Source organism: Nodularia harveyana UHCC-0300, assembly GCF_034931085.1.
GTDB lineage: Bacteria > Cyanobacteriota > Cyanobacteriia > Cyanobacteriales > Nostocaceae > Nodularia > Nodularia harveyana.
Genome location: NZ_JAYGHG010000039.1, coordinates 1 through 13,984, shown reverse-complemented (window position 1 = coordinate 13,984; position 13,984 = coordinate 1). Strand labels below are relative to the sequence as shown.

At 41.5% G+C, this 13,984-nt stretch carries 14 protein-coding genes and 1 pseudogene; 11 read left to right on the top strand and 4 right to left on the bottom strand.

From position 1 onward, the window contains the following. Window positions 1-33: 33 nt before the first annotated feature. The 8 genes and pseudogenes from VB620_RS18415 to VB620_RS18380 all read left to right on the top strand — a co-directional run. Window positions 34-232 (top strand): annotated as a pseudogene (locus VB620_RS18415) (hypothetical protein); the annotation flags it as partial. Window positions 233-389: 157 nt separating this feature from the next. Beyond that, entirely contained in the window at window positions 390-752 is a 363-nt protein-coding gene (locus VB620_RS18410; RefSeq protein WP_323197605.1) for a DUF1830 domain-containing protein, read from the top strand. 115 nt (window positions 753-867) lie between these two features. Continuing rightward, window positions 868-1,329, top strand: coding sequence for a DUF4079 domain-containing protein (locus VB620_RS18405; RefSeq protein ID WP_323197604.1), 462 nt, complete (start codon window positions 868-870; stop codon window positions 1,327-1,329). Window positions 1,330-1,578: 249 nt separating this feature from the next. Further along, a complete protein-coding gene (locus VB620_RS18400; RefSeq protein ID WP_323197603.1) occupies window positions 1,579-2,331 on the top strand; it encodes a response regulator transcription factor in 753 nt (250 codons plus the stop codon). Between the two features lie 59 nt (window positions 2,332-2,390). After that, the gene (locus VB620_RS18395; RefSeq protein WP_323197602.1) at window positions 2,391-3,737 is read left to right on the top strand and encodes a sensor histidine kinase; all 1,347 of its coding nucleotides are present in this window, start codon (window positions 2,391-2,393) and stop codon (window positions 3,735-3,737) included. A 363-nt stretch (window positions 3,738-4,100) separates the two neighbouring features. Continuing rightward, window positions 4,101-4,775 (top strand): phosphate signaling complex protein PhoU, encoded by a 675-nt coding sequence (phoU, locus tag VB620_RS18390; protein WP_323197601.1) that lies wholly within the window; start codon window positions 4,101-4,103, stop codon window positions 4,773-4,775. A gap of 401 nt (window positions 4,776-5,176) precedes the next feature. Then, window positions 5,177-5,791: a Crp/Fnr family transcriptional regulator gene (locus tag VB620_RS18385; RefSeq protein ID WP_323197600.1), complete on the top strand. Its 615-nt coding sequence runs from the start codon at window positions 5,177-5,179 to the stop codon at window positions 5,789-5,791. Window positions 5,792-5,925: 134 nt separating this feature from the next. After that, on the top strand, window positions 5,926-7,515 hold the full coding sequence (locus tag VB620_RS18380; RefSeq protein WP_323197599.1) for an iron uptake porin: 1,590 nt from the start codon (window positions 5,926-5,928) through the stop codon (window positions 7,513-7,515). A 255-nt stretch (window positions 7,516-7,770) separates the two neighbouring features. Here the strand turns inward: VB620_RS18380 and VB620_RS18375 are convergent, their stop codons facing one another. Beyond that, on the bottom strand, window positions 7,771-8,001 hold the full coding sequence (locus tag VB620_RS18375) for a hypothetical protein (RefSeq protein ID WP_323197598.1): 231 nt from the start codon (window positions 7,999-8,001) through the stop codon (window positions 7,771-7,773). Window positions 8,002-8,155: 154 nt separating this feature from the next. On the opposite strand from VB620_RS18375, the gene VB620_RS18370 reads away from it, so the two are divergent. Then, window positions 8,156-8,752 carry a DUF3318 domain-containing protein gene (locus VB620_RS18370; protein WP_323197597.1) on the top strand — a complete coding sequence of 199 codons (597 nt, stop codon included), beginning with the start codon at window positions 8,156-8,158 and terminating at the stop codon, window positions 8,750-8,752. An 8-nt stretch (window positions 8,753-8,760) separates the two neighbouring features. Here the strand turns inward: VB620_RS18370 and VB620_RS18365 are convergent, their stop codons facing one another. Together VB620_RS18365 and VB620_RS18360 are read right to left on the bottom strand one after the other, a co-directional pair. Continuing rightward, window positions 8,761-10,470, bottom strand: a complete 1,710-nt coding sequence (locus VB620_RS18365) for a glycosyltransferase family 39 protein (protein WP_323197596.1) — start codon at window positions 10,468-10,470, stop codon at window positions 8,761-8,763. 98 nt (window positions 10,471-10,568) lie between these two features. Beyond that, entirely contained in the window at window positions 10,569-11,798 is a 1,230-nt protein-coding gene (locus VB620_RS18360; protein ID WP_323197595.1) for a glycosyltransferase, read from the bottom strand. Window positions 11,799-11,916: 118 nt separating this feature from the next. Between VB620_RS18360 and cofH the strand changes: the two genes are divergently transcribed. Next, entirely contained in the window at window positions 11,917-13,080 is a 1,164-nt protein-coding gene (cofH, locus tag VB620_RS18355; RefSeq protein ID WP_323197594.1) for a 7,8-didemethyl-8-hydroxy-5-deazariboflavin synthase subunit CofH, read from the top strand. A gap of 71 nt (window positions 13,081-13,151) precedes the next feature. Here the strand turns inward: cofH and VB620_RS18350 are convergent, their stop codons facing one another. Continuing rightward, on the bottom strand, window positions 13,152-13,286 hold the full coding sequence (locus VB620_RS18350; RefSeq protein WP_323197593.1) for a hypothetical protein: 135 nt from the start codon (window positions 13,284-13,286) through the stop codon (window positions 13,152-13,154). Window positions 13,287-13,372: 86 nt separating this feature from the next. On the opposite strand from VB620_RS18350, the gene psb27 reads away from it, so the two are divergent. After that, on the top strand, window positions 13,373-13,768 hold the full coding sequence (gene psb27, locus VB620_RS18345) for a photosystem II protein Psb27 (protein ID WP_323197592.1): 396 nt from the start codon (window positions 13,373-13,375) through the stop codon (window positions 13,766-13,768). Window positions 13,769-13,984: the final 216 nt, after the last annotated feature.

The window sequence follows — 13,984 nt, the reverse complement described above, 5'->3', positions numbered from 1 at the left end:
TGCTGTGGCTGGTATGGTTGTTAGTGGTGCATCCAAACTGAGCAACTTTGTTCCATTGGCTCAGGTGCTGTAGAGTCAGCTATCAAACAGCTTGGCAAGTAAATCAAAATCTCTGAGGCACAATGGAAAGTTGAAAATGTTAATCTTGTCTGTTCGTTGTGCTTACTGGTTTACTTGCTATCTAATATTTCTGCCAAACTGGGATGCTCCCATTAAATGTAGTTGGACATAGGCTTAATTACTGATTCCTGCTATAAAATGAAACATAACTTTAGATAGAAATAATGCAGAAAATTTCAGTTGGTAGTGGGAGTTACAGTAACTGGGATCATCAAATGTTAGTTTTGCTGGTGTAATGTAAAATTGTGGCGTAAAGCTCCTCCGCAGTTATGGCTCAAATATTAGATCCTCTACCACCAGAGCAATCGAGAACTGTCCTTTGTTGCTACGTTAATATTACGAGCAAAATTCAAATTGCTCGCATCTGCAATATTTCTAATTGGTACTTTGAAAGAGTTGTTTTTCCAGGTCAACGCCTGGTTTTTGAAGCTCCGCTAGATGCTCAAATGGAGATTCATACGGGTATGATGGCTAGTTCAATTTTGTCGGATACGATTCCGTGCGATCGCCTGGCGATGAATGAGCCTACCAGTAGCGAATTTGATACAGATAATATCAGCACAAAACCAATGGTGCAATCAATTAATACAAATATTGAGAATACTACAAAACCCTTCACAATTGCTAGCTGATTATCCATTGATTAAAAAAACAATTTTAGATAATTTTAGGGTTGCTTAATTCAGCAACCTTTTTTGTTGATTTTTAATTCTCTATGTCTCTCCGTTCCAGTCTAAAATCACTGTTATGAATTTGCCTTCTTTTATTTGGTTGTGGAAAATAGCCGCTTGGTCTATGGGGTTGTCGCTACTGGCTTATTTGCTACTAGCAATTACGGGTGTTTGGATGTTGGGGGAGAGAACTACAGGACGTTTCCCTAGTTCCCTGTGGTTTTTGGGTGGACGTAGGGAGGTGCGATCGCTCCACTATACAATTGGCATTACTATGGTCAGCTTAGTATTGCTATTGCTAGCTGTTGGCATTGTTGGTACTTTGGGACACTTCGGTTCCTTGGGACACTCATCACACTTGATTGCTGGGTTAATAGTTGTAGGGTTGGTGGTGCTGTCTGCTGTGAGCGCCACACAGATTAACACCGGGCGTTCTTGGGCTAGACCTCTACATATTGGTGTGAATATAATTCTCTGTATCGCTTTTGCTTGGGTAAGTCTGACCGGTTGGATTGTAGTCCAAAAATATTTACCTTAATCGTCAAATATACAACAATCAGAATTATGTCTTCTTAAAAAGAATCGCAACTATCCACAAAACTGTCCACAGGAGGTTGCTAAAAATACTATTGTTAGTTTGCAATGGCAGGTATTTATCATGTATTGTTATGTATGTTACTTTTGGTCAAAAAATCCCAGCAGTAAAAAAATCCAGCTACTGAGATTTAGATAAATAATTCCAAAATGTTAATTGATACAACTACAAACATAGATTGTTCTGATATCAATGTATACCAGTGAATCAATCAAGTACTCTACCAGAGCAGAAATCGGACAAACCAGCCGTATTTTAGTAGTAGAAGACGAGGAACTAATCCAAGAGATGCTAGCTGTCGCCTTGGAGGAAGAAGGTTTTGGCGTAATCACTGCTGCGGATGGTCGTTCGGCTATAGAATATCTCAAAAGTTGTGAAGCCAACTCTGGGGAACCTCCTTTTGACTTAATAATTCTTGATTTGATGCTCCCTCATATTAATGGGTTAGATATTTGCCGCTTATTGCGTCATCAAGGAAACCCAGTGCCAATTTTAATTCTGAGTGCTAAAGGTAGTGAAACTGATCGGGTTTTAGGGTTAGAGGTGGGAGCCGATGATTACCTCACTAAACCCTTTAGCATGAGGGAGTTGGTGGCTCGCTGTCGGGCGCTCATCCGTCGTCAACGCTTAAGTAGTTTGCCACAACTACAAGTGTTACAACATAAAAATGTGACTTTAAATCCCCAAGAGTGCCGTGTGATGGTGCGTGGTGAAGAGGTGAATCTGTCTCCGAAAGAGTTTCGTTTGCTAGAACTATTTATGAGTTATGCTCGTCGCGTCTGGTCTCGTGAGCAATTGCTAGATCAAGTTTGGGGGCCGGAGTTTGTTGGTGACAGTAAAACTGTAGATGTTCATATCCGTTGGTTACGAGAAAAATTAGAAGAAGACCCCAGCCATCCAGAATATATTGTGACTGTGAGAGGTTTTGGCTATAGATTTGGATAATTTATGGAGATAGTTGTTAGTTTTTATTAATCACAAAGCAACTAACAACTGAGATCCTTATGCTGTTATTGGGATTTTTTCTGGGTTTAGCGGTAGGTATTGGCTTTTGGATTTGGCAACAGGTTCAATTAAGGCGCTATTTGGGGCGGATACTACAACCGTTAAGCTCCGGTTCTTCTAAGCTAGTGCTACTGCTAATACCTCGTTTGCAGCGCGAAATAGCTACAGTGAAGCAGCAGCGAGCAGATTTACAGGAGTCAATCCAAACTTACCAAGAATTGCTGGATTTTGCTCCACTGGGATATTTGCAAGTTGATGAAGAAAATCAATTGCTATGGTGCAATCAGCAAGCGAGAGAAATATTGTATTTGCAAAGATGGCAAGCGGGACAAGTGCGCCTGTTATTGGAGTTGGTGCGGTCTTATGAACTTGATCATTTAATTGAACAAACTCGTGATTGGCAACAACCACAGAAAAAGGAGTGGGTATTTCACCCATCCTGTGATGATGCTGTACAGATGCCAACAATAAAAACATTGAGCTTAAGAGCATCTAGTTTACCGTTACCTGATGGACAAGTAGGAGTTTTTCTCGAAAATCGCCAACCTCTGCTGGATATGAATCAAGAACGCGATCGCTCTTTTTCGGATCTGGCTCACGAATTGAGAACGCCATTGACTTCTATTCGGCTGGTGGTGGAAACTTTACAAAAGCGTTTAGATCCGCCCTTAGATCGCTGGGTAAATCGGCTAATGCAGGAAGTTGATCGGTTAATTAACTTGGTGCAAAGCTGGTTAGAGTTGACGCAAATGGAAGCAAACCCTACCATGCAGTTGCATTTAGAAGTTTTGGAAGTGCGATCGCTGATCACATCTGTTTGGGAAACTTTAGAACCATTAACCCAAAAGCAACATCTATCTATGTCCTACTCTGGCCCAGAAAATCTGTGGATTAAAGCAGACCCTGGCCGGATTTATCAAGTTTTTCTCAACTTGCTAGATAACAGCATCAAATACAGTCCTCCTGGGACTAATATTCAAATCCAAGCCCAAATATTATCTACACAAAATAATCATAGTGGCGATCGCCCAACCACTGTTTTAGAAATAAATCTGATTGATTCTGGACTAGGTTTTGCTGAAGCAGACCTACATCATATTTTTGAGCGATTTTACCGAGGAGATAAAGCGCGGACTCATTCCTCATTACCAGAAAATAATTCTCTGGGGACAATTGTTGGTAACGGTTTAGGTTTGGCGATCGTCCGCCAAATTATTCTCGCCCACGGTGGTTCCATCAAAGCCATGAACCATCCAGAAACTGGAGGCGCTTGGATGCAACTTCAACTTCCTGAAGTGATAGAAAACTCTCCCAACCAAGATCCTCAACCCAGGAATCAAAGCTAAACTCACTTTTTAAGGTGCTTGGGCAAATTGATTATTTAGGCACAAATCATGGAAAACCTGGTGTGATTTTACAAATTACCACAGGATTTTAGCTTTTCTGACTTTTGTTCCTTTATTTGTTTGCCTGACTTTAGTCTTTTTATTGCTACAATTATCGCAGAAAAGGTAATAAACCTGTATATAAAACCAACTGCCTAACGGCCAAATTATACCAACGGCCATGGCTACCTGTGAGGAGTCTCACCTCTGGGCTGGATAACATCAAAAATCTAGTTTAAGTAGTCTCGTTAAAGCAATAATCTCTGTCTCTTGAGCGCAGAGAATGTCAAAGTTTAGAATACCTTCACCTTTGAGATCATAAGTGTGAAAGCTGCCTTGTATGATTACAATTCCAACCCAAAAAATCCCCAGTTAGCACGAGCCATTAGGCGTTTAGAACGCGACGTATTACGGATGGGAGCTTTGGTAGAGCAATCCTTCCGCCTGAGCCACCAAGCATTATTTGCCCGTAATTTAATGGCAGCTGAGGAACTTCCTCGATTAGATAAAAAAATTGATCGCTTTTATAGACAAATAGAATCAGATTGTACGGCAATTATGACTTTACAAGCACCTACAGCTCAAGATTTACGCTGCTTGAGTGCCTTTATGCAGTTGGTGCGAGACTTAGAACGCATTGGTGATTATGCTGAAGATTTAGCAAATATTGCTGTGAAAATTTTTCCTTATCCGCCTCATAAATCTATACCGGATATTGAAAAAATGTCTCATCATGGACAAGCAATGTTAGCAACTAGCTTAAAGGCTTTAGCTGATTTGGATGAGGTGGGTGGACGAGGTTTAAAGCACCTGGATGATGCTGTAGACAATGCATACAATCGTGTTTATCAGATTTTAGCTCAGGAACGAGATATACCTGGGGTAGTCGAGCCAATTTTACTCCTAGCACTAGCCATTCGTTGTTTGGAACGGATGGCAGATCATGCTACTAATATCGGTCAAAGAGTAGCATATATCGTCACCGGACAACGTTTTTAATTAAGTTTGAGGGCTGAAGAAAGGGGATTTATTAATTTAGGAAAAATCCAAAAATTAAAATCGTGTTAACTGATATACATTTTACTAAATGATTACCTTTTCTTAATCTTAGTGAAATATATTAATTACATAGAACTATAGAAACAATTTTTTGTCTCACTAATTAAGGAGTCTCATACACCGTTATCTATGGCTGTGAATGGGAGAGATAATATTTGCGTTGTTTCTCTCAGAAGTGATGAAAAAACTTTTACAGCTAAGGTAGTAAAAACAATCAAACAAAGAGTAAATTTTTGTGTATATATACTTACTAAATTAGTATTTTTACGTTTGTTGGCAATTTTTTTATATTAATTGATTTCCATAGCCATTAAAGTTGCACTTTTACAAGTATTTGCATCATGTCTTCCACAAGTCTTACCCACAAATTAACTCATGTATCCGATGAATTTAACTCTAGTGGAGAATTACCACAAAGGTTATTTAACCGCAGAGAATTAATTCCCCTTGAGAAGGATGTACTATGGCGGATTGAGCGGGGAGCAGTACGTACTTTAACTTGGAGTGAAGAGGGAATATTTATTACTCTGGGTTATTGGGGTGCTGGTGATTTGATTGGCTATTCATTATCAAAAGTTCAGCCATACCAAATTGAGTGCCTGACAAGCGTAGAAGTCAGTATAATCAAGCCTGACCTTTGGTATAGAGATATTGATGCTTTTTTATCTCACATTCAAAACTCAGAAGAGCTTTTAAGCATTGTACATCTTAAACCAATGTCTTTACGTTTGGGAAAATTTTTGCTGTGGTTGGGTGAAAAATTTGGATGTGATGTAGTACAAGGTAAATTAATTGATCTAAATATTACTCATCAGGAAATATCTGAAGTTTTAAATACTACTCGTGTGACTGTAACAAGGCTGCTACAGCATTTTGAAGAAGAAGGAGCTTTGTTACGCCGTAAAAGGCGAATTATTCTTCTACCAGGAAAAAAATTAAGCGCAAGTAGAGTATAAAAAAAATAAGAATTCACTTGTGCTAATTCTCCAAATTTTGCTATATTGTTTACCGAAGGTTTAAGTGAGTCATCTGGAAAAGCTGTTAGTTTTTTCATTGTTTCAATTATTTTGGTGTGAGTGTAAATAAAAATATGACAAAACTACTTTGGAATGCGCTGAAGATTAGTCCAGCCATTGCGATCGCACTTTTCTCTGGTAACAGTGCTTTAGCTGGGGAAGTTAATAAAGTAACAACTGTAGCTCAGTTGTCCCAAGAATCTGACAACATGGGTCAGGTAACATCTGTTTCTCAGTTTTCCGATGTACAACCTACAGACTGGGCGTTTCAAGCTTTGCAGTCCTTGGTTGAGCGTTACGGTTGCATCGCAGGTTATCCTGATGCTACTTACCGTGGTAACCGAGCATTGAGCCGGTACGAATTTGCGGCTGGTTTGAATGCTTGCTTAGACCGAGTTAATGAACTGATTGCAACAGCAACCGCCGATGTACTGACCAGACAAGACCTGGCTACATTACAGCGCTTGCAAGAAGAATTTTCGGCTGAATTGGCTACCCTGCGTGGTCGTGTAGATTCCTTAGAAGCTCGGACTGCTGAGTTAGAATCAAATCAATTTTCTACCACTACTAAGTTAAAGGGTGAAGCTATCTTTGCTTTGGCTGGTGCTTTTGGTGACGAAAGAGCAGGCGGTGGAGACATACAAGATAATGTCACCCTCTCCAATCGGGTGCGTTTGAGTTTAGAAAGCAGCTTCACTGGAAAAGACAAGTTGCAAGTCCGTTTAGAATCTGCTAATATCGGTCAACTTGATGGTGATGTGACAGGAACCAGAATGACCCGTTTGGGCTTTGCTGGTGATAGTGGTAATAATGTTGAAATCGATAAAGCTAACTACGCTTTCAACATGACTGATTCCGTGCGTGTGCAGATCGATGCCACTGGTTCAGAATTCTACGAAACTGGTGTTGATGTCTTCAACCCTGACTTTAAGAGTAGTGGTTCTGGTGCTATTTCTCGTTATGGTCGTTTCAGCCCCATCTATCGCCTTGGTTCTGGTGGTTCAGGTTTGACTGTGCAACTGAATCCTAAAGGTGCTTTAAGTTTGAGCGCAGCGTACCTAGCACCTAGAGCTAATGATCCTGCTGATAAAAATGGTATTTTCGATGGTAGTAACACCATCTTTGGTCAGGTCGCCTTCAAACCTAGTGATGCCTTTAATGTAGGTTTCACCTACGCTCGTAGTTATCAAAATAGCCAGACTGGTGTAGACCTTTTTGGTAGCACCGGTAGCAGCACAGGAGCCGTGAATGCTCGCAGACCTTTTGGTAATACTGCAACTTCATCCAATAACTATGGTGTACAAGCTAGCTTAAAACCTAGTAAGGCATTGACAGTTAGTGGTTGGGCTGGTTACACCACAGCAGACTCTGAAGTTAGTGATGCTGATGCAGAAATTTTTTACTGGGCTACTAGCTTAGGTATTAAAGACTTTGGTAGAGAAGGAAATGTTTTGGGTCTAATCTTTGGTCAACCCCCCAAAGTTACTGGTGGTTCTGTAGAGTCGGAAGACGACACCTCTTATCATTTAGAAGGTCTCTACAAGATGCGTCTAACTGACAATATCGCTGTTACTCCTGGTTTGTTAGTAATTTTCAACCCTGAACACAATAGTAACAATGACACCATTTATGTAGGTACTTTACGTACTACCTTCAGTTTCTAAAACTGTTTTTGGTGAGAAGTTAATTAAAAGCCCGCCTGAGTGCGGGTTTTTTTGATCTCTATCTAGAATAATCTGATTGATTTATAGCAACCGCCAAGGTGGTTAGGACAAAAATGGATCATAAAACCCTTGTAATTCAGGAGGTTTATGCCTTCCCCCCTGCTCCCCTTCGACTTACTTCGACTGCGCTCAGTACAAGTCGCTCAGGGCAAGCCTGCTCCCTGCGCCCCTGCTATATATCTACGGGCGGGTGATCTAGGAATCCGCTATGCGATCGCTACTCCACGCCCACCAAATATAACCACATTCACAATTATAAAATTCCTGCCATTTGCGTCGATGGTCTGGTGTCATGACAGGCGATCGCCGATTGAGCCAAACTTCTACTGCTTGGCGGCTACTGGCGTGACAGCTAGGACAGCAAAATTCATGAGCGTGAACTGCCTGATCTGTCCATTTAGGCGGAATGGGAGCAAATGCATCCATTTAATATTAATTCGTAGTTCTTACTGAAGCACTTAAGTAGTATTATCTCATGTAATAGAATACATTGTTAAACGCAGAGTTACGCGAAGGTGCGCTGAGTCAGAATTTTAGATTGTAACTACGAATTACGCATTACGCATTACGAATTATTAAAATGGAGCCAAGGGTTGAAGTTCGCCGTTTGTTAGATGTGATACCTGCTTCTAGTCGGATGACTGTCAAGATTGTCAGTAAGCCAGAGCAGTCAAAGGTGATTGATGCAGTTTTTCCTTTTCCTTGGACTCAGGAGCGGTTGATATATATTAATTTTGATTTGTGGTTTCGGTTGGCTAAACCCCAACGGGATTTATCAGTGTTGCAGAAGGTTAGTTGGTTGATGGAGGTGAAGTGGTTTCAACCGCATATTTATCAAGGTGTAGTTCTGCTGGGGCTATTGGCGGGTTTGGTGGAGTCAGCCCAAGGGGATGTGGTGGGTGTGGCTGTGTCTGGGGGATTAAGTGCGATCGCTTTGCTGCGGATTTGGCGGACTAATAAATCTCCTGATTCAGAGTTAAACGCCGATTTAAATGCGATTCGCATAGCTCAACGCCGGGGTTACTCGGAAACTGAAGCCGCCGAGTATTTATTATCTGCTATTGAGGCGATCGCTACTATTGAAAAATATTCAACTCTGAATTTTAACGAGTTAATTCGTTGTCAAAATCTCAGGGCGATAGCAGGTTTATCACCAGTGGGTCTGCCTAAAAGTTGATCATCAGATTATTCACAGTGATAAAGTTCATACACGTAGCCGTCGATGGCTGGCATATTTTCGGTTTCTGCTGCACATTGTTGGACTTCCTCGGCTATGGGTGCATGAAAATTCACTAACCATAGATCAAAGGGTCGTGCTAAAGCTGTGAATGTATTACTTAGGGATGTAGTAGAACTATTGGGGTCTTGGTCTTGATGGGCGAAGAGAAACAGAGGAGAAGGCGAGGGCGAATTGCTGATTTTAAACTCCCTGGCGACTCCCATCATTTCCCCAATCTGGACATGAGTTACCTGGGTGGTCGCAATCAGTACGGGATTTGAGGATGTTTGTTGAATAAGTTGCACAAACAAGTCTGGGCGGTAGTATTTTTGATAACCAAGATTGCTGATAACTGTCACAGCACTAAAAAATCCCACCAGCCAAATTAACACCACCGCTTTTTTACCACCGATTCCCCATTTCCCTATACTTTCATCTTGCCAACAAACTCCTAGACTAGCTGCTAATAAAAGGATGACAGCCGGGAAATAAACAAAGTTATAACGAGCGCCCCTGGTCAAATCAATGCCGAGAAAGTAGGTAAAAATTAAGAATAAGGCGATCGCACTCAGGACTAAACCACCTAATATCTGAGTAGTGAAACGGTTATCTGGTTGCTGTAACAGTACCTGAAAGCCACGAATCAATATTGGTAATGCCCAAATCAAGAAAATCAGCATTCCTAGCCCGGATACAATCACAATTCCTAGTTGTGTTGCTTCCACTGGGAGTAAAAAAAGCATCGTAATCCAGGCGGCTAAGGCTTGAAAAATCGGACTAATCCAAGCAAATCCCACTCGTGGTTCTTGTATCCATTCTGTTAATTTACTCCCGTAGCTATTCTGTAAAAATACAGGTAGCCAAACTATACCTGCGACAAAAGTACCAGCCGCAACAGCATAGATCCTTTGCCAAACTGGGGACAAGAATAGAGAAAATTTGGTGGGGCGTTGATACCAAGCTAGAAAAATGATCACTATGGCTTGTGTACACAAGGTAAGGGCAAAGAAGTAATGAGTCGCTATACCCAAAGCATTAATTACTACCCAGGAAAGGACTAAAGAAATCGGTAATGGAGTCTGCTTTTGTAGATGACGTGTAGCAATTACCAAACAGCCAAAGGAAGCAATCACCCACAAAATCGCCAAGGTGTAATGACGTGCTTCCTGCGCCAGAAAGATGCCAAAGGGTGATACTGTAATCATCGCAGCAGCTAGGTGACTGACTAATCGTGAGCGAAAACTCAGCCAGCTTAAAGTATAGATAGCCGGAATCGAGACTGCACCCAGAATAGCCGCCAGCGATCGCGCTCCCCATAAAGATACTAGACCTTGTGGTGTCGGAAATAACCGCATCCACCAATGAGCCAGAAAAAAGTAAAGGGGAGGATGGTTAGTTTCTTGACTCAGGTGTGTCCAGACCTCTGAGATATTAGCAGTTGCTTGTGGTTGTAGTGGCTGTAATAAAATCTCCGGTGCGATCGCTTGATCTAAGGGTACTGGTAAAAAACTATTGCCTAAACTAAAGACTAAGGTAGAAAACTCATCAGTCCAAGGTGGTTTTCCCGTCAAATTCGCTAAACGTAAGCTAAGACCGATGAAGAACCAAATCAGCAATAGCACAGGATGAAACCAGCGAGTCGCAACAATAGAGCGCCAATTATTATATAAGTACATCTTTTAAGTAGAATTGTGGCTGTATCGAGGTAAAAATATACTAGTGAATTTATCTATATTAGACTCAGATTAGATATTTAAGTTCAATGTAATAGAGTCTATTTCACGTTTGTCACCCGCCAGCTAAGTTTTAAATTCACCCAGAAATTCCAACTAGTCACAATTGCGATCGCTATCAGATTAGCAATGTATTTATTAGCAATCACGAAATTCAACACCAAATTGAACACCAAGAGATTCAACATCAACCCAGCCAGACAAATTAAATTAAATTTCCCGAATCGCTGCAAACGTTGATACCATTGCTGCTGCTGGCTACTGACATCTGCAAAAGTCCAAGCATCATTCCATAAGAAATTGTTAAAAATCGCAATTTCACCAGAAATAATCTTACTGCTTGTCAGGGGTAAACCCAAAGTATTGGAGTCACTGAGTAAATAAAGCATAGTCATATCCACAAATACCCCACTCAGTCCCACCACACCAAAGCGGATAAACTTAGGCAAGGGGAAACTCATTTGTGCATCTAGTTTTCTAGAAAAGCGCAGACGTAACAAGTGGTGTAAATATTCTATATATTGTTTCCATGTCACCTTGCTTTCTCCTTGTTGTCGCTCACAGAATACATAACCAACTTCCGTAATGTTACCCACATTTCCCCTGCCAATTACTTCCAGCAGAATTTTGTATCCCACTGGATTGAGTGTTACACCTGCGATACAGGCACGGCGGACGATAAAATAACCACTCATGGGGTCAGAAACTTTTCCTATAACTCCCGGTAACACAATTAATCCTAATATCTGAGCGCCACGGGATAAAAAACGCCTGACAATATTCCAACTACTAACACCACCTCCATCTATATGACGGCTAGCCACAGCCAAATCTGCTCCCTGTGTAATTGCCTGTAATAATTGTTTTAATATTTCTGGTGGATGCTGTAGATCTCCATCAATCACGCCCAAAATAGTACCTTTCGCTACTTGCCATCCCCGAATTACTGCTGAAGATAGTCCCCGTTCTTCTTCCCTTCGTATTACCTGCAACTGCGGATATTCTGCCATCAGGGATTTTGCAACTTCCCAAGTGCCATCGGGACTATTATCATCAACTACAATCAGTTCATATTGTCCAGGGATGGATTCATTTAGCAGTTCAGTCAATATTTTTACCATCTGGTGAATATTTTCCCGCTCTTGATATGTGGGAATCACCAGTGAAAAATAAATAGGTTGACTATCTTCACCGCAACTGCTGGCGGGTAATTCGGGAATTTGTAATCTAGTATTTGTTTCTGAGCCGGATTGATGAGTTATTTCACGCATACTAGTTAGTATAAATTAGACAATAAATATATTTTCATAGAGATTAATTTGATTAAAAAATGGATTTGAGCAATCATGATCTTCTGCCAAAATAATAAAAGTAACTGGGTGATCACTGATGGCGTGTAAAACTGTTGATAATATTTTGGATCATGCCTTGTCAGGGTACGATTTATCTACCACCGATGCAGTGGTATTGTTAAAGCAAACTGACCCACAGGCGATCGCAGCCATTCGGACCACAGCTGACCAACTCCGATACACTCAAGCGGGCAATACAGTAACCTACATAATTAACCGCAACATTAACTTTACTAATATTTGTGAGCAACACTGTAGCTTTTGCGCCTTCCGTCGGGATAATGGTGACCCTGGTGCTTACTGGTTGGATTGGGAGCAAATTTTAGCAAAATCTACCGACGCAGTAGCAAGAGGCGCAACGGAAATTTGTATGCAGGGGGGATTAAACCCAGAAGCGCAGATTAATGGTCAGTCTTTGGCTTATTACCTGAAGTTAGTAGAAACCATTAAACAAGCATTTCCCCAGATACATTTACACGCTTTCTCTCCCCAAGAAGTGGAATTTATCGCTAGACTTGACGGTATTAAATATGCTGATGTCATTGCTGCTTTAAAAGATGCTGGTGTGGGTTCTATGCCAGGAACAGCAGCCGAGGTGTTAGATGACCAAGTGAGAAGGGTATTGTGTCCAGAAAAGATTAACACAGCCACTTGGTTAGAAATCGTGGGTACGGCTCACAAGTTAGGTTTACCCACAACTAGTACGATATTATCGGGGCATATTGAAACCCCAGAACAACAAATTGGGCATTTAGAGAAATTGCGATCGCTCCAAAAAACTGCCATTGATCGCGGATATCCGGCTCGGATTACAGAATTTATTGCCTTACCCTTTGTCGGACAAGAAGCACCAAAATCATTACGCCATCGTGTCGGGCGTGATCAACCAGTATTAGATGATGCCTTATTACTCACAGCCGTAGCGCGAATTTACTTAGGAAATTACATACCCAATCATCAACCAAGTTGGGTAAAACTGGGACTGGCTGGTGCTACTGAAGCTTTATTGTGGGGTTGCAACGATATCGGCGGTACACTCATGGAAGAACATATTACGACAATGGCAGGTGCTGTGGGTGGTACTTGTATGGAAGTAGAAACCCTGCAAAGTGCGATCGCTTCCCTAGAAAGACCCTACCAACAACGGGATACTCTTTATCAAAGGGTCATTAGTCAATCAATTTTAGATTTTAGATTTTAGATTTTGGATTAGACTGAAATCTAAAATATTCGCTGCGCTGCGTACCTTCGCTAACGCAAATCCAAAATTCTTTACTCCCCACTCCCCACACTCCCCACACCTCCCACACCTCCCACACTCCCCACACCTCCCACACTTCCCACACCTCCCACACCTCCCACACTCCCCACACTCCCCACACCTCCCACACCTCCCACACTCCCCACACCTACACTCCCCCTCTAAAATGATCCCCAGGATACCAATCCAGGATAGGATAGACCTTGATTTACGTATTATTCACTTAACAATTATGAAGCGCTATTGGTCGCGTCTACTTGCCCTCATCTTGGTTTTCACCATTGGTCTGACAGGTTGTAGCAGTCCAGACAGTTTAACAGGTGATTACCGTCAAGACACTTTAGCTGTAGTCAATATCATGAAAGAAGCTCTGGATTTAACCGGAGATTCACCCAATAAAGCAGCTATTCAATCAGAAGCACGTCAGAAAATTAACGATTTTTCCGCTCGTTACCAACGGGATAATAGTGTTTCTGGTCTTAGTTCCTTTACAACCATGCGAACAGCTCTCAACTCCCTAGCAGGACACTATAGCTCTTACCCGAATCGTCCCGTACCCCAAAAGCTTAAAGATCGCTTAGAGCAAGAGTTAAAACGGGTAGAAATTGCACTGAGGCGTGGTGCTTAACTATTGTCTGTTTCACTCCATTGTTAAGAGTCAAATGTCTAGAGTCATATTTTTTAACTGTTACGCCGTAAGTCCCCCACTGAATTTGGTACTCCGAATCAGTGGCGGGATATAAGGTGGGTGATAACGATTGCATCTAGTATTGCTTTTTTGCTAGGCAAAAACAAATACTAGATGTATGAGAAATCACCAATTATTTCATTTAGCTACTTTACC